Below are 14,779 nucleotides of genomic sequence, written 5' to 3'. Positions count from 1 at the left end.
TCCTATTCGAGACGGATGCGCGGATCGACCAGCGCAAGAAGGATGTCGCTGATGAGCGATCCGATCAACGTCAATCCGCAGATCAAAAGCACAAAGGCGCCGGCGAGATACATGTCCTGCGCCATCAGCGACTGCAAAAGCAGCGGCGCGGCCGTCGGCAGATTGAGCACGATAGCAACCACAACCGAGCCTGAAATGAGATTGGGCAACAGCCATGCAATCGTGGAAATGAATGGGTTGAGCGCAATTCTCAAAGGATATTTCGTCAGAAGCCGGAACTCGGACAATCCCTTTGCGCGCGCGGTGGTCACGTAGGGTTTGGGTAATTCGTCCAGCATGTTTGCGCGCATGACGCGGATGAGGCTTGCCGTGGAGGATACGGCGAGGATCGCAACTGGTAGCCAGATGTGGGCCATCAGATCCATCATCTTGGCGATGCTCCACGAGGCAGTCTCGTACTCCGCCGAAAACAGCCCTCCGACATCGGCCCCAAATTCCACCGCCGCGACATACATCAGCACCAGCGCCAGAAGGAATGACGGTATGGACAGGCCGAAAAAGGAGAAGGCGGTAAAAAGATAATCGCCGATCGAATATTTGCGCACGGCGGAGAAGACGCCGATCGGAAGTGCTATGGCCCAGGTTGCGAGAAGGCTTGCTATGGCCAGAACCAGCGTCAGCGCCATGCGCTCCCAGATGAGGCCGGAAACGGGCTGCTGCCATTCGAACGAGATGCCAAAATCGCCGCGACTGATGATGCCCCATATCCATTTGAGATATTGCACGATCATCGGGTCATCGAGCCCGAAGCGCTCTCGCAGTTGCGCCGCCGTATTGTGGTCTATGACTTCGTTGGACGCAGCAAGCGTGGCGATGTAAGTCGTCACGTAGTCACCGGGTGGCAGCTGGATCAGTACAAAGGCAAGAAAGCTGACGGCGAACAGGGATGGTATCATCCACAGCAGGCGTTTTACGATAAATAGCAGCATGACGTTCTCGCAATCACGTTTTACCACACGCGCCGCCTTCCACTACGAGACGGCTTGCGGGTGGTCGAAGCAACCTGAGAGGCGCCGCCGCTTTGATGAAGCGACGCCCATGTGGCGGTGTCAGCTTGTGAAGGTGAACTGTTGCGGCAACGCCGGGCCGGGGTTGGGCCATGACCAGCTGTCGGGTTCTTTCTCCGGCACGTTGCGAAGGTTGTTGCGGATAATACCGAAACCACCAACGGCAAGGCAAAGACCGATCGTCTCGAACTCTTCCGCCGCAATATCGAAGATTTCCTTCATCTTCTCGCCGCGCTTGACAAGGTCGGCCGTCGAACGCGCTTCATCGAACAGTTTGAAGCGCTTCTTCTGGCTTTCCGGCGGCTCTTCCCCCTTCTGCCCGTTGGATGTGTACCAAAGCGCCCACGGAATGGCGTAGCGCGACCCCTGCGGGTGGAACGCGAAGAAGTCACGCGGGTCGAGCATCGGATCGAGACCGCCAGGACCCGGCCAGACCGCCGCATCATGGGCGTTATCATCGCCGCGTGTGTAGTACAGCGCGCGTTCGATGGTGTTGACCTTGATATCGACGCCGATTTGCGCCCACTGCGCCTTCACCAGTTCCAGCGCATCGACCAGATCGGGATAGAGTGTCGGGATCACATCGATCGAAAAGAAAATCGGCTGGCCGTCGGGCCGGAGCCGCATGCCGTTGCCGTTCTTCTTGTCGTAGCCGGCCTTGTCGAGAAGATCGTTCGCCTTGGCGACATCGTATTCGGTGTTCTGACGCGCCAGCTTTTCGTGATACCAGGGATGTGTCGGGCGCGGCCCGGCCTGATAGCCCTCGCTCTGGCCGAAATAGACGATGTCGATGATTTCCTGGCGGTTGAGCGCGATGGACAGCGCCTGACGGAACGACTTGTCGCCGAACATCTTGCGCATCTCAGGGTCTTTGTGGGTGATGTTGAGGTAGATCTGGCACTGCTGCGCAGCCGATGGCACCAGCGTCAACAGACGGTAATCGCCCTTTTTCATGTTCTGCGACAGCGTCGGCTTGTTGGCGAGAACGCTGATATGGCGTTCCTGAATGTCGATCTTGCCGGAGATGACGTTCAGCATCAACGATCTGACATCCTGCGAAATGCCGAAATTGACTTCGTTGATATAGGGAAGCTGGTTGCCTTCTGTATCGACCTGCCAGAAGTAAGGATTGCGTGTCATGACCACACGGGTCGCGCCGCCGGAATAGGGTTCCTTGACCACCCACGGGTCGAGCGTCGGCTTGTCGACATTCGACCAGCGCGACGGAATTTCGATGTCGCCGCACTTGGCGCGGAACAGTTCCGTCCAGCTGGAAACGCCAGCCGCCTTGACGTCGGCATCGAGCGCCGTGTTGTATTTCGGCAGGAACTTGCTGCAATAATGCTTGGCAAACAGCGTCGGATGCTGGCCGAGCGGCGTGGCGAGGTTTTCCAGATAGAGCGCGTTTGGCGCTGCGAATTTGAACCTGACCGTGAAATCATCGACTTTCTCGACATCGACCGCCTTACCGGCGACGGAGAGCTGCGCCGGGGTAGCGCTGTAAAGCTCCTTGTTCTTGATGCAGTCCTCGATGGCGAACACCACGTCATCTGCGGTAAAGGGATGTCCATCAGACCATTTCGCGCCCTGCAACAGATGGAAGGTGAACTGCGAGGCGTCGTCATTGACCTCCCATTTCTCGGCAAGGTTGGGCAGAACTTCGGTGAAGTCCATGTTCCAGCGCACCAGCCCCTGGTTGCCGACCATGCGCAGGATGCCGTTATGGTCCGACGAACCGCGCAGGCCGCGGCGCAATGTGCCGCCATAGGTGCCGATCTTTTCATGCGGCGTTACCACCATCGGATTTTTTGGCAGACGTTCCGCCAACGGCGGCAGTTTGCCGTCTTTTACCAGGGCTGCCAGTTCCGGCGCTTCCTTGCCGGCAGCCGCCAGGGCCGAGCTCCCGATGACGGACACGGCGGCGACGCCGCCAAGCCCAGCCATAAAGGTTCGGCGCGTCACGCCCAGTGAAAATTTATCGCCATCGCGCATCGACTATCCTCCCAAAAAATCACTGGCAGCGAGACAGCTTTCACCGAACCGCAACAGCCTCCCGGCCAGCCAGCACACCGATCCTCCACCGGCAGGGCAGACCATATGGGCGTTTTCAGATGATTACAAGTATTGACAGATTTTTACATATTTTTTATTCGTAGACCGGTTTTCATGATCAGGTTTGAGGAAAGAACCGGCACGACAGTAACCACATTCATGAAAACCCCGGTATTTCTGTTGCGATTGAAATGCAGGAAACCCATTAACTTCAGCGATTTGCAACGGAAGGGCTGCTGATGGACAATCAAACCGCATCCGCCGCCGCTCGAGGCGAGACTCGCTTGAGCGACATCATCTACGAAAAGATCATCGGAATGATTTCTGATGGGCGGTTTCCCGTGAACGAGCGGTTGCCGTCGGAGCAAAATCTGGCGTCCCTGTTCGGGGCTTCCCGGCCGGTGGTGCGCGAAGCGCTGGAGCGGCTGCGCAACGACGGGCTTATCGTTTCGCAGAAAGGTTCCGGCTCTTATGTGCGCCAGCAGCCGGATTCATCCGTGTTGCAGCAGGTTCCTGTCGGCTCGCTTGCCGATGTGCAGCGTTTCTTCGAGTTCCGGTCCGGCCTTGAGTCTGCAGCCGCCGAACTTGCAGCACGCAGCTGGCAGGCTGCCGACAAAGCCCGCATCGAACAGGCCCTTGCCGCGCTGGAAAAGTGTCTGGAGCGCAACGATCTTGGTGCGGAGGAGGACTTTGCCCTGCACGAAGCCATTGCGAAAGCGAGCCATAACCAGTTCCACATCACCGTGCGGATCTGGTTCAAACCGCATTTCGCGATCGGCCAGTCGGTGACACGCAGCCTCAGCCTCAAGCGCACGCCGCAACATGTGCGCGAGGTGCAGAACGAACATACGGCAATCGTGGAAGCGATTTTTGCGCGCCGGGAACAGGCCGCGCATGACGCAATGAAAGATCACATCCTAAAGGCCCGTGCCCGCATGTTTCAGGGCGTCGGCAGCTAGAACCGTTTTCCATATTTCAAAAGGCGAGCCATCCAGGGCAAGGGAAAATAATCAGTGATCCAGCCACGCATCATAGAGCCGAAACTCCGCTCTCTCATCGACACGCCGTTGAAGGTCGGCGAATCACCGGCATGGGATGAGCGTACCGGGAATCTGTGGTTCGTCGACATTCTCGCCCCCGCCATTTTCTGCCTGCATCCGGGCGGCAAACTCGACAGATACGAAATGCCCGCACAGGTGGGATGCCTCGGTCTTTGCGACAATGGCCTTGTCGTGGCGGGCCTCAAGACGGGCGTGCACCTTCTAGACCCCGCAAACGGCGCGCTCGAACTGCTGTGCGATCCGGACGAAGGACGAGCAGACAGCCGTCTCAACGACGGCAAGGTCGGCCCCGATGGCCATTTCTGGGTGGGAACCCGCGACGAGGCTGCCGTGCAGACAGGAAATGCCCGCCTCTATCGTATCGCGCCGGATGGCGGCGTCGAGCTTGTCATCAATGGCGATATGTTCACATCGAACGGGCTTGCCTGGAGTCTGGACGGAACGCGTATGTATCATTCTGACAGCAGCGGTCTGATGTATCAGGCGTTCGATTTCGATGTCGCGACGGGCACGCTCGGTCCAGCCGAACGCCTGCACGATTTCGCACCCGACGAAGGCAGGCCTGATGGCGCGGCGACCGATTGCGAAGGCTGTTACTGGAGCGCCGGCGTTCAGGCCGGGCGTCTCAACCGCTTTTCGCCGGAGGGCGAACTGTTCGAGATATACAGGTTGCCGTTCAAAGGGCCGACCATGCCATGTTTCGGCGGCCCGGACCTCAAAACGATCTATCTCACGAGTCTTGTGACCGAAACGAACGGAACAACCACCCCAGGTACGCTTGTTGCGTTTGATGTGCCTGTCGCGGGCGTAGCCGTTCACAAATTTTCTATCTGAAGATGCCCTTTGATTTTTAAGGAAACCAGTTGATGACGACATTCGATTTCCGCCAGGCTCTGCACGGTATTTCCGGCGTCCCCGTAACGGCTTACGAGACCGACGGGGAAGTCGATATAGCTGTCACCATCGAAGCCTATGCCCGTGTAGCAAAGGCGGGCATCCACAATATCGTTGCTGCGGGCAATACCGGCGAGTTTTACGCGTTGACGCCCGCTGAAATTTTCAAGGTCTACGAAGCTGCGATTGAAGGGGTGAACGGGCAAGCCCCGGTTACTGCAGCGATTGGACGCTCGCAGCGGGAGGCCCTGTCCATGGCGCGGCGGGCCAGGGAGATGGGCGCGTCTGCGGTCATGTCCCACCAGCCGGTTGACCCGTTCGCAGCGCCGCAATCACAGATCGACTATTTTATCGGCCTGGCTGAAGGCAGCGAATTGCCTCTCGTAGCCTATGTCCGCGCCGACGGGTTCTCGGTCAACGACATGGTCAGACTATCGAGCCATCCGAATGTCGCAGGCATAAAGTTCGCGACGACCGATATTATGCTTCTGTCGCGTGCGATCGCCGCTTCCGATCCTCACGGCTCACTTTACGTGTGTGGACTGGCAGAAAGCTGGGCTCCCGCCTTCTGCGCCGTCGGAGCCCGCGGTTTCACATCCGGTCTCGTCAATGTCGCACCGCAATTTTCCCTACAAGTTCATGATGCACTGACGGCCGGCAATTTCTCGGCCGCACGTAAGATCGTTGAAAAGATCGAGTTGTTCGAACGGCTGCGGACACGATACCGGAACGGCGCCAATGTGACTGTGGTGAAGGAAGCGATGCAGATACAGGGTCTTGCGGTTGGCCCAGTTCGAGCACCAGGACTCGCCCGTCTGGACGACGAGGATCGTGCTACACTTGAAGTGCTGCTTGCCAGCTGGCAATGACAGAAGCCTCATTCCCAACTGTGGAAATACGCTACGATGCCGATGATGGCACCCAATCCATCTGTGGAATTATGTGCCTAACCGGCTCGGTTGCGATGAACAAACAATGCCATGCGTCACGCCCAGATGACCATTGTGGTTATCTGGACCAGGGGTTGATCACTTTCACCCCGGCAGCCTCGAAAGGGCTTGTATCGCGAGTTGAGATCGTGAGGCCATTTGCCGCCGCTGTGGCTGCAATGTAGCCATCGGCAGTGCCGATCGCTTTCCCAGACGCTCGAGTGCGTGCCATCAGTTCAGAGTAGAATTGAGAAGTAGTCAGATCGAAGGACAGGATGCGGCCGGAAAAGTGTGGCAGCACCTCGCCCTCGAGACGGTCGAGGAGGATAGTTTGCCGTCTGCCTGAAGGCATAGCAGCAATTCCGAAGCGAAGTTCCGCAATCGTTATTGCGGAGATGAACAGCGTTTCGACAGCTTGGGCGTCCAACCAGGCAATCACCGCCTCGTCTGGAACCGGTTTCCACGGTTCGGATATGACGTTGGTGTCAAGCAAGATCACTCGAAGGTCATCGGCTTAGCAGGTGTCTTGTCGCGACTTGTCTGAAGAGCTTCAACGTCGCTGTCGGAAAGCTCGGCGTCGCGACCAATGGCCGCTAGCAAGGACCCGAGCTGAATACGTTCCGGAGGACGAACAGCCGCTTCAATAATGGCACGAATCTCGGCCTCCGTGCTCCGGCCATGACGAGCCGCTCGCACCCTCAGAGCGCGATGTGTTTCTTCAGAAAGGTTACGAATGGTGACCGCCGGCATTGATATCATCCTTGAAAAAATGATCTCTTTGATATCAAATTACCAAGAACGATGCTAAAATTCAAGAGTACTGAGTTTCAGCAGGATTTGACCCGTTGGGGGTGCGGATGAAAACTTGGACCACCAAAGAGGTGGTTCATGTATTCCTACGCAGACAGACTTCGAGCCGTTGAGCTTTACATCAGGCTTGGCAAGCGACTTAACGGGACCATTCGCCAGCAGGGTTATCCCACAAAGAATGCGCTGAGGGGCTGGTACCGCGAGTACTTACAGCATCGCGACCAGCGACCTTGGCCGTCCAGGCGCGGCTCGCTGAGACGACGCTCGTGAAATCCAGTGAAGGTGACAGCGAGACGAGCGGCATAGCGTTCGACTTCGCCGTATAGCCGTTTGGATAAACCCCGAGCACGGATTGGCGCACGGCCCCCCTTTCGGAATTATTGAGGACCGGTACGAGAAGTGGAATATCCGCGGCTTCCGCAATTTGGTGGCAAGCGACTGGGTTGGAAAACATGCCAAATGCGGCGGGAAAGCACCAGTTCCGGTCAAGACGCAGGACTATGTTTGCGGGCGCCGCCGATACGAAAAAGGCGCTCAATCCGTGAGGGGAGCAACCTTCTTTTTGTATCCCGGGGACAATATCCAACGCCGCTGCAATTTCAGCGGTAATGCTCAGATATTTTTTGAGGAAGAGCAATTTGAAGTCGCGATCTGGACTACTCCCTGTTAGATCTTCCCGTCCATCTGAATATCAGGCGAGGCAACATGAGCACAGACCCCGAAACCCGCAGGGCGATCGCGCAGCGTGCTATTGCTCGCGCGGCAGCGCGTGATATGCCGATCGACAAGGATCCTGTCTTCGTTGCTTTGCTGGAGCAATGGTCCCGCGGAGAATTCGACATGAAAGCCATGCGAGAAAGGTACCTTGATATGATCGCTCTTCAAGCTGCCGAGCGGCGGGACCTGCGCTAAAGCCGCCTCGGTATAAATCCCTCAGAATCGTCGAACGAAGAATAAAAAAATGGGCCTGCGGAAACCGCGGCCCATGAAGTGTGGAGATCTAAAACCTCCAGAGGGGAACAGCTGCTGCGACGGAACTGGGAGGTGACCGTCATCTGCATCAGCTGAAGGCGTTATGCCTGATTTTTGACCATCAGGAAAACATTTATTGTGCAATGCAGCTATGCAGCCGCCGCGAGGGTCTCGTCGTCCAGATCTGCCACCGGTCGAGCTTTGATTGCCCGCGGCTTCGGCATCGTGCATCTGGCGACGGAACCGTATATTGGTCGTCCTCGTAGGCGGCTCGGAGCCGTTTGAGCCGGGCAGTATTGGCCGCCAGCTTGGCCTTGCGCATGAGGCGCCCATCGCCTGAAGCGATGGCCTTCTCCATTGCGAACTGGTTGGCGGTGCCTTCCGATATCCTTTGCAGCTTGTCACGGGCGGCCTCGGTATCGACGCGTCGCCCGGCGGTTTTAGCTCTCTGGCCCCTGCGGCCTTTTGTAGTAATGAGCTCGCCCACGTCGGAACAGGCTTTAAGGAGGCCAGAATGATCAGGCTGTGTAAGATCCTCGACAAGCTGAGCTGAAAACGAAAGCCGCCGCCTACATCCTTTGCCGGCGCTGCCTTTTCCCGGCAGTGTCGCCTTTGGCAGGGTCTGGCAAGTAAGATGTACAAGTCAATCGAAAGACTGAATCTGCGATATTCTGTCGTAGATAATCGCTTGAGGAATATCGGCTACCAGCCGTCGTGCCGTTGCCACCAGTTGTTCCACCTCGAAAATGACCGGCCGACCGGCAGCCGTCACGAAGCCCCACTGGAACGGGATATGAAAAGACAGCGGTATGACGCGAACACCCTCTACAGGCAAACCCCAGAGAGTAATCGACTCGACGATTGCGACACCGAGACCCATGCGCGCCAGCGACAGGGAAACGTAGGTCGCATTGCTATCGATGACGGAAGAAGGGTCGACACCGAGACTGGAAAGCACATCATTAATCCGCATACGTAGGCGGAAGGGGTTTGCCGAAGCGATAAGCCGGTTTCCGGCAAGGTCTGCGGCGGAGATGACCGCCTTCCGAGCGAGCGGATGATCTTCCGCGAGCACGGCCACGCACGGCACCTCCCCCAGCCAGTGAATATCGACGCCGGGATTGTCTAGCGGAAGGCTGACGGCGCCGAGATCCGCGGTGCCCGCCATCACCGCCTGCACGACATTTTCCGAAGAAATGCTCTGGAGATGCACATGATCGGGAAACCGGTCCGCCGGCAGGGCCGCGAGCGCCCTTGGCAGGAGGCTTGCAGCAATCGCCGGAATGGACGCGACCTCGATGGCCGTGCGCCGTGCGGCGTGAATGCGCCTCGCACTTTCGCTAATCGTCCTGAGGCCGCCGAGGAACAACTCCGCTTGGGCGAAAAAGGCCACTCCTTTTTCTGTGGGGGTGATACGGGGACCATTGCGATGCAGCAGCGCAAAACCGATTTCGCCCTCCAGATCCTGAATGAGGCGTGTCACGACGGGTTGAGACTTGCCCAAGGCCTTCGCTGCACCGGTGATGCTGCCGATTGAAACCACCGCCACGAAAGCTTCTAGCTGCCGCGTATCAAGATAGTCAGACGCCATTTTTCACTCCGCCCAGGACCTGTGTTTTTGCCTCGTCGTACCCAAGCGCTATACCGGTCCGCGATCGTCATGGCCAGCTGGCAGCCAAAGCGCCTCGCGCCCGTCGAAGGGGTCGGCAGTAAATTCAAAACCGGCCGGGCCTGCACGCAGAACCACTGGTTTGTCAGCATGATAGAGCGGCCACTCACCGTTTGGGGCGCGGGGACGTTCGTCCTTTATGAATGAGGCCCACAGATCATGTATCGCTCTTGCGAAGTCCGGATCCGCCACGCGCTGGCGCTCGGGCAATTCGCGGTCATTCGAACCATCACGATACCAGACGGAACCGACTTCGGCGCCGTGTGGCGCACCCAGCTCATCGGCCTCCAGCGGACCGTAGAGATATTTATAGACCGGATTGAAACGGGCATGCAGCCTCGCGAAACGTATGGCTGGGAGCTGAAAGACGAGATCGCCTGCAATCGCGCGCCAAATGCCGCGCGGGCTGTGGTTGGGCAGAGCCATGCGATAGCGCTTAACAATATCGGAGCCGGCGAGGCCACGCGGAAGAACGCGCTCATGCAGCAGCCCGGCGCAAAGTGCGAAGTCCATCTTAGGCTGCACGATTGCGTGGGTCACATGTTCGCCAGTTGTGCAGCCGATCATCATTGGCACGGCGGCGGTGCGGCCTTCGCGCGCGGCAGTTTCCGGATGTTTCGGCAGACTTGCCCCTTCGATGACCGGAACGAAGGGAACGCCAAGCATCGAGGCGTCCCCGTCACGGGCGAAATCATGCTCCTCATAGGACTGGTTGCAAAGATCACGCTGGATTTCAAGCAACCGGTTCATCGGCAGGGCTGCGAGCGAAGCCTCATCGGCATTTGCGGCCGCCAGAAACCGTCGGGTCAGCCTTTCGGCATCGTCCATCGAGGCGACACCGGTGCTTGAACCGCTCTGTGGCATGGCCCGGTGGAAAAGTCCCTGCGCGTCCGGCATGGCCATCAGCGCCGCGACTGCAAAGCCACCGGCCGAACGCCCGGCCAGCGTCACCTGGTCCGGGTCGCCACCGAAGGCGGCGATATTATCGCGCACCCATTCGAGTGCGGCGACAAGATCGAGCAGACCGCGATTGTCGGGCCTGCCTTCAAGATGGAGGAAACCGAGCGCGCCCAGGCGATAATTGACCGTGATCTCAACGATGCCGCTCGCCGCGAACGCACCGCTCTGCAGCACCGGTTCATTGGCCGAACCGACCGCGTAGCCGCCACCATGGATCCAGAACAGCACGGGCGCTCGCCCTGCCGTATCAGGCGTGCGGATGTTGACGGTCAGGAAATCCTCGCCAAAGGCAAGTTTAGAGGTCGCGGCGGCACCGACCGGACCATAGGTTGGAATTTGCGGGCAGACGGGACCAAGCTGGGTGGCATCGCGCACGCCCTGCCACGGTGAGACCGGCTGCGGCGCGTCGAAACGCCGTTCCGGCTTTACCGGCGCGGCGTAAGGCACACCGAGAAAGGCGTGAATTCCGTTTTCCCTGATACCTTGCAACGTACCGGCTGCCACTTTCACGATGGTCATGTCACAACACCCGACGCAGTCCGACCAGCCGCTCGACCGCCACGACCACACCGACCGAGATAAGGATGAGGATAACGGATAGTGCGGCGATCTGCGGATCGGTGGAATATTCCAGATAATGATAGATTTCCGTCGGCAGCGTCGAGGATTTGACCGAGACGATGAAGAGCGAGATGGTCGCCTCATCGAACGAAATCAGGAAGGCGATGACCGCACCGGCTATGAGACCTGGCCGGACCAGCGGCAGGGTGATGCGCCACAACACCATGGCGGGCGATGCACCATGAACGCGCGCCGCTTCCTCGACACGGCGATCTACGGTCATCAGGCTCATGGTGATGGTGCGCACCGTATAGGGCGTGGTGATGCCGAGATGCGCAAGAAAGATGCCGGTATAGCTGTCGAGCAGGCCGAGCGGCCCGAGCACCAGCATTACGCCAACGGCAAGCACGATATGCGGCACGAGGAACGGTGCAAGGATCAGGAAATTGACCGCGCCCTTGCCGCGGAATTCGTGCCGCGACAGCGCCAGCGACAGAAGCAGCCCCGCGAAAATCGACACGAAACCGACGAGCAGGCCGATGCCAAGGCTTCGCCAGAAGGCGCTGATGAACTTGGCATTGGCGAAAACCTTGGCGTAAGAACCGAAGGAGAAGCTTTCCGGCGGAAACGCCAGATATTGGCGCGTATCGAAGGAAATGATCAGGACGACGATGATCGGCGCCAGAAGAAACAGGTAAAGCAGGGTCAGCAGAAGTGCGTGGGCGAAGCGTCCGAATTTCGCGTCCATGGCCGGCCTCACGTCTCAAGCGCGCGCATGGCGCGCTGGTAAATCACTATCACGCTGCCGAACAGGATAAGCAACAACACCGAAAGTGCGGCAGCCAGTGGCCAGTTCAGCGTCACCGTCGCTTCGTTATAGACCTCCGTGCCGATGACGAAGACACGGCCGCCGCCCATCAGGCGCGGCGTGACAAAGGACGAGATGGCCAGCACGAAGACCAGAAGTGCTGCAGTCAAAACGCCGGGCAGCGAAAGCGGCAACACGATGCGGGTAAACACGCGCAAACGGTTTGCCCCCAGCATCGCTGCGGCCTCCTCGAACTGCGTGTTCAGCCGGCCAAACCCGCTCAGCATCGCAAGGATTGCATAGGGCATCAGGATTTCAACCAATGCGACGGTCGCACCGAAATAATTGTTGGTCAGCCGGATGACGCCATCCGTCAGGCCGGACGATTGCAGCGCGGTGTTGATCACGCCCCGGTCCCCCAGAATGACCATCCAGCCATAGGTACGCACCACCGAGGAGGTGAGAAGCGGCGCAACAGCAAGCGCTGTCAGCACCCCGCGCCAGCGGCTTTGGGTGCGGGCAAGGAACAGCGCGATGGGATAGGAGAGAATAACCGCCAGAACCGCGACATTCACGCCGAGATAAAGCGTGTTCCAGGCGATCTTCCAGTAAAACGGGTCGAACAGCACCGTTCTGTAGGATTCGAGCGTCCAGTCACCACCGCGAAGTGCGGCCATGGCCGAGGAGGCGAACGACGCCCGTGCTAGCCAGATGAGTGGCAGCAGGAAGGTCGTCAGCAGCGCGATGAGGCCTGGCAAAAGCAGAAGGATCAGGATGCCGCGGTGTGATGCGCCACCACCGGCGGAATGGCTCGCCGCCGCCATCAGGCCGCCTCCCCGATCAGCGTCACATCCTCAGGTGCAACGGAGAGCATCACGCGCTCGCCCTTGGCCGGCAGTGAGGCAGCGTGAGTGGGCAAATCGGCCTGCAGGCGATAGTCGCCCGCACGCACGCCGAGCGTCAGCATCTGCCCACGATAGGTGACATGTTCGACAATGCCGGAAAAGACGTTGACACCCTCGCCCAGCACGAAGCGATGCGGCCGCACCAGAAACCGCGCCTTTTGCCCGACCGGTATGGCACCCGAAAAATGCAGGATACCGAGCCCCGGAATTTCCGCACGGCCCGGGGCCACGACGGTGCCTGCAAGGAACGAGCCGCCCCCAATGAAGGACGCGACGAAATCCGTTTTCGGCCGGTCGAAAATCTCGCGTGGCGTACCGATCTGCTCGAGTCGGCCTTCTGACATGACAGCGAGCCGGTCGGCCATCGAAAGGGCTTCGTCCTGATCATGCGTCACGAAAATGCTGGTAACACCGGTGCGGTTCTGGATGTCGCGGATTTCATCGCGCATCTCGTCACGCAGTTTCGCATCGAGATTGGAAAGCGGCTCGTCAAACAGCAGCAGCGCGGGTTCGATGACGAGCGAGCGGGCGATTGCCGCGCGTTGCTGCTGACCGCCGGAAAGCTGGGAGACGCGTCTTTCGCCAAGACCGGAGAGTTTGACCAGATCGAGCGCCCTTACCACCCGCTCCTTGCGCTCTGACTTTGGGGTGCCGCGCATTTCCAGCCCGAAGGCAATGTTTTCGGAAACGTTCATATGCGGGAACAGGGCATAGGCCTGGAAAACCATGCCCATATTGCGCTTATGGACGGGGGTTGCGGAGATATCCCGGCCATCCAGACGGATTTCGCCTGAGGTTACCGGGATAAGTCCTGCAATCATGCGCAGGATCGTCGTCTTGCCGCAGCCGGATGGGCCCAGCAACGCCAGCATTTCCCCGCGTGGCAGGGAAAAGCTGACATGATCCACGGAGGGCTTGAGGGCGCCCGGATAGGTCTTCACGAGATTGTCGATCTCGACATGATGATCGGCCATGGCGTCCTCTGCTTCCTGTCTCAATTCGCTGCGATGACCTCGCGGTTGATCCGCTGTATCCATGCGGAATATTTGTCCGCTACGAAGCTCCAGTCCAGCGAGGACTGCGCGGCCTGGGCTTCCTTGCTGCCGTAGATGCGGGCAGCAACCGCCTCGCTCAGCGAGACCTTGCTGTTGACCGGACCGTAGAAGCTCTTTTCGGCAAATGTCGCCTGCGCCTCGGCGCTCAGGGCATAATTCACGAAGAGTTCGGCGGCCTCCTTATTGGCGGAACCTTCGACCAGACCGATCGTGTTCGTCTGGCCGATGGAGCCTTCCTTCGGCAAGGCCACGCCGATTTTCCCGCCCTGCGTGTCATGCAGATATTGCGCGCGGCCATTCCAGCAGATGGAAAGATCGACCTCGCCGCTCTGCACCACGGCATAGCAGTCCGGAGCCGGTTCGAAAGTCGAAACGCTCGGCGCAACCTGCTTCAGGAAATCGATGGCCGGATCGACGGAGGTCTTGTAGTCGCCACCCTTCAGCTTGGTGAGGATCGGCAGCAGAATGACGCCGCGCGTATCGGAAAGCTTGGCGGCGATCTTTCCCTTGTATTTCGGGTCGGCAAGATCGGTCCAGCTTATCGGCGGTTCCTTCACCGCGTCGGTATTGTAGAGGATGGCAAGATTGTCCTGCGAGAAGGCGACGGAGCGGTCCCCATCGATGCGCGCCCATTCCGGTTGCTCGGCAAGGTTCGGCACCTTGGCGGCATCGAGTTTGGTGAACAATTCTTCCTTGTTCGCCTTGATGGCGACCGAAACATCGATCAGGGCGACGTCGACCTTCGGCTCGGCGCGCTGAAGGGTGAGCAACGCCAGCGTTTCGGCCGAATTCTTGCTCTGCTGATAGTTCACCTCGATGCCGGGATGCTGGGCCTTGAAGGCGTCGATGATGAATTTCTGATAGTTATCCGCAAAGACCCCGGAAAAACCGACGATGTTGACGGTACCCTTCGTCGCATCCTGCGCGAAGACGGTTCCCGAGAGCGAGGCGATCCCGGCGGCAACGATGCCGACGACGAGAGCGGCCTTGCGGCGCTTGAGAACATTTTTCATTTCAGTTGCCTCCATTTGATTTG

The 14,779-nt window shown here is 58.8% G+C and carries 14 protein-coding genes and 1 pseudogene; 5 read left to right on the top strand and 10 right to left on the bottom strand.

Features of this window, described 5'->3' with window-relative positions; genetic code table 11:
* Positions 1 to 2: 2 nt before the first annotated feature.
* Both RBH71_RS00495 and RBH71_RS00490 read right to left on the bottom strand, forming a co-directional pair.
* The gene (locus RBH71_RS00495; protein ID WP_003517191.1) at positions 3 to 989 is read right to left on the bottom strand and encodes an ABC transporter permease; all 987 of its coding nucleotides are present in this window, start codon (positions 987 to 989) and stop codon (positions 3 to 5) included.
* A 120-nt stretch (positions 990 to 1,109) separates the two neighbouring features.
* Positions 1,110 to 3,059: an ABC transporter substrate-binding protein gene (locus RBH71_RS00490; protein WP_323686949.1), complete on the bottom strand. Its 1,950-nt coding sequence runs from the start codon at positions 3,057 to 3,059 to the stop codon at positions 1,110 to 1,112.
* Between the two features lie 299 nt (positions 3,060 to 3,358).
* Between RBH71_RS00490 and RBH71_RS00485 the strand changes: the two genes are divergently transcribed.
* The 3 genes from RBH71_RS00485 to RBH71_RS00475 are packed head-to-tail and all read left to right on the top strand — an operon-like array spanning position 3,359 to position 5,943.
* The gene (locus RBH71_RS00485; protein WP_112401571.1) at positions 3,359 to 4,078 is read left to right on the top strand and encodes a FadR/GntR family transcriptional regulator; all 720 of its coding nucleotides are present in this window, start codon (positions 3,359 to 3,361) and stop codon (positions 4,076 to 4,078) included.
* Positions 4,079 to 4,132: 54 nt separating this feature from the next.
* Positions 4,133 to 5,014 (top strand): SMP-30/gluconolactonase/LRE family protein, encoded by an 882-nt coding sequence (locus RBH71_RS00480; RefSeq protein ID WP_065662737.1) that lies wholly within the window; start codon positions 4,133 to 4,135, stop codon positions 5,012 to 5,014.
* Positions 5,015 to 5,046: 32 nt separating this feature from the next.
* Positions 5,047 to 5,943, top strand: a complete 897-nt coding sequence (locus RBH71_RS00475) for a dihydrodipicolinate synthase family protein (protein ID WP_323686948.1) — start codon at positions 5,047 to 5,049, stop codon at positions 5,941 to 5,943.
* Positions 5,944 to 6,082: 139 nt separating this feature from the next.
* Here the strand turns inward: RBH71_RS00475 and RBH71_RS00470 are convergent, their stop codons facing one another.
* Both RBH71_RS00470 and RBH71_RS00465 read right to left on the bottom strand, forming a co-directional pair.
* A complete protein-coding gene (locus tag RBH71_RS00470) occupies positions 6,083 to 6,502 on the bottom strand; it encodes a type II toxin-antitoxin system VapC family toxin (RefSeq protein ID WP_097169932.1) in 420 nt (139 codons plus the stop codon).
* Positions 6,499 to 6,753 carry a FitA-like ribbon-helix-helix domain-containing protein gene (locus RBH71_RS00465; protein ID WP_097170254.1) on the bottom strand — a complete coding sequence of 85 codons (255 nt, stop codon included), beginning with the start codon at positions 6,751 to 6,753 and terminating at the stop codon, positions 6,499 to 6,501. Before RBH71_RS00465 ends, RBH71_RS00470 begins: the two co-directional genes overlap by 4 nt.
* Positions 6,754 to 6,891: 138 nt before the next feature.
* On the opposite strand from RBH71_RS00465, the pseudogene RBH71_RS26565 reads away from it, so the two are divergent.
* Positions 6,892 to 7,059 (top strand): annotated as a pseudogene (locus tag RBH71_RS26565) (IS3 family transposase); the annotation flags it as partial.
* Between the two features lie 459 nt (positions 7,060 to 7,518).
* Positions 7,519 to 7,725, top strand: a complete 207-nt coding sequence (locus tag RBH71_RS00455; protein WP_097169934.1) for a hypothetical protein — start codon at positions 7,519 to 7,521, stop codon at positions 7,723 to 7,725.
* Between the two features lie 703 nt (positions 7,726 to 8,428).
* Here the strand turns inward: RBH71_RS00455 and RBH71_RS00450 are convergent.
* Genes RBH71_RS00450 through RBH71_RS00425 form a run of 6 tightly spaced genes read right to left on the bottom strand, consistent with a single transcriptional unit; the run spans position 8,429 to position 14,756 of the window.
* A complete protein-coding gene (locus RBH71_RS00450; RefSeq protein WP_080802808.1) occupies positions 8,429 to 9,376 on the bottom strand; it encodes a LysR family transcriptional regulator in 948 nt (315 codons plus the stop codon).
* A 48-nt stretch (positions 9,377 to 9,424) separates the two neighbouring features.
* On the bottom strand, positions 9,425 to 10,933 hold the full coding sequence (locus RBH71_RS00445) for a carboxylesterase/lipase family protein (protein WP_112162140.1): 1,509 nt from the start codon (positions 10,931 to 10,933) through the stop codon (positions 9,425 to 9,427).
* Between the two features lies 1 nt (position 10,934).
* Positions 10,935 to 11,723, bottom strand: a complete 789-nt coding sequence (locus RBH71_RS00440) for an ABC transporter permease (protein ID WP_097169937.1) — start codon at positions 11,721 to 11,723, stop codon at positions 10,935 to 10,937.
* An 8-nt stretch (positions 11,724 to 11,731) separates the two neighbouring features.
* The gene (locus RBH71_RS00435) at positions 11,732 to 12,607 is read right to left on the bottom strand and encodes an ABC transporter permease (protein WP_323686947.1); all 876 of its coding nucleotides are present in this window, start codon (positions 12,605 to 12,607) and stop codon (positions 11,732 to 11,734) included.
* A complete protein-coding gene (locus tag RBH71_RS00430; protein WP_097169939.1) occupies positions 12,607 to 13,662 on the bottom strand; it encodes an ABC transporter ATP-binding protein in 1,056 nt (351 codons plus the stop codon). The genes RBH71_RS00435 and RBH71_RS00430 overlap by 1 nt, the downstream gene beginning before the upstream one ends.
* Before the next feature lie 20 nt (positions 13,663 to 13,682).
* On the bottom strand, positions 13,683 to 14,756 hold the full coding sequence (locus tag RBH71_RS00425; protein WP_111802750.1) for an ABC transporter substrate-binding protein: 1,074 nt from the start codon (positions 14,754 to 14,756) through the stop codon (positions 13,683 to 13,685).
* Between the last annotated feature and the right edge of the window lie 23 nt (positions 14,757 to 14,779).

It is taken from the genome of Rhizobium sp. AN68, assembly GCF_030758035.1.
In the GTDB taxonomy this organism is placed as follows: Bacteria; Pseudomonadota; Alphaproteobacteria; order Rhizobiales; family Rhizobiaceae; genus Agrobacterium; species Agrobacterium tumefaciens.
The sequence above is the reverse complement of the archived record's forward strand: the minus strand, read 5'-3'. Positions and strand labels throughout refer to the sequence as shown.

What these genes read in the sequence shown, in the direction of transcription:
- RBH71_RS00495 (WP_003517191.1), bottom strand. Translation starts at nt 989, where the DNA reads ATGCTGCTATTTATCGTAAAACGCCTGCTGTGGATGATACCATCCCTG.
- RBH71_RS00490 (WP_323686949.1), bottom strand. Translation starts at nt 3,059, where the DNA reads ATGCGCGATGGCGATAAATTTTCACTGGGCGTGACGCGCCGAACCTTT.
- RBH71_RS00485 (WP_112401571.1), top strand. Translation starts at nt 3,359, where the DNA reads ATGGACAATCAAACCGCATCCGCCGCCGCTCGAGGCGAGACTCGCTTG.
- RBH71_RS00475 (WP_323686948.1), top strand. Translation starts at nt 5,047, where the DNA reads ATGACGACATTCGATTTCCGCCAGGCTCTGCACGGTATTTCCGGCGTC.
- RBH71_RS00465 (WP_097170254.1), bottom strand. Translation starts at nt 6,753, where the DNA reads ATGCCGGCGGTCACCATTCGTAACCTTTCTGAAGAAACACATCGCGCT.
- RBH71_RS00455 (WP_097169934.1), top strand. Translation starts at nt 7,519, where the DNA reads ATGAGCACAGACCCCGAAACCCGCAGGGCGATCGCGCAGCGTGCTATT.
- RBH71_RS00450 (WP_080802808.1), bottom strand. Translation starts at nt 9,376, where the DNA reads ATGGCGTCTGACTATCTTGATACGCGGCAGCTAGAAGCTTTCGTGGCG.
- RBH71_RS00445 (WP_112162140.1), bottom strand. Translation starts at nt 10,933, where the DNA reads ATGACCATCGTGAAAGTGGCAGCCGGTACGTTGCAAGGTATCAGGGAA.
- RBH71_RS00440 (WP_097169937.1), bottom strand. Translation starts at nt 11,723, where the DNA reads ATGGACGCGAAATTCGGACGCTTCGCCCACGCACTTCTGCTGACCCTG.
- RBH71_RS00435 (WP_323686947.1), bottom strand. Translation starts at nt 12,607, where the DNA reads ATGGCGGCGGCGAGCCATTCCGCCGGTGGTGGCGCATCACACCGCGGC.
- RBH71_RS00430 (WP_097169939.1), bottom strand. Translation starts at nt 13,662, where the DNA reads ATGGCCGATCATCATGTCGAGATCGACAATCTCGTGAAGACCTATCCG.
- RBH71_RS00425 (WP_111802750.1), bottom strand. Translation starts at nt 14,756, where the DNA reads ATGAAAAATGTTCTCAAGCGCCGCAAGGCCGCTCTCGTCGTCGGCATC.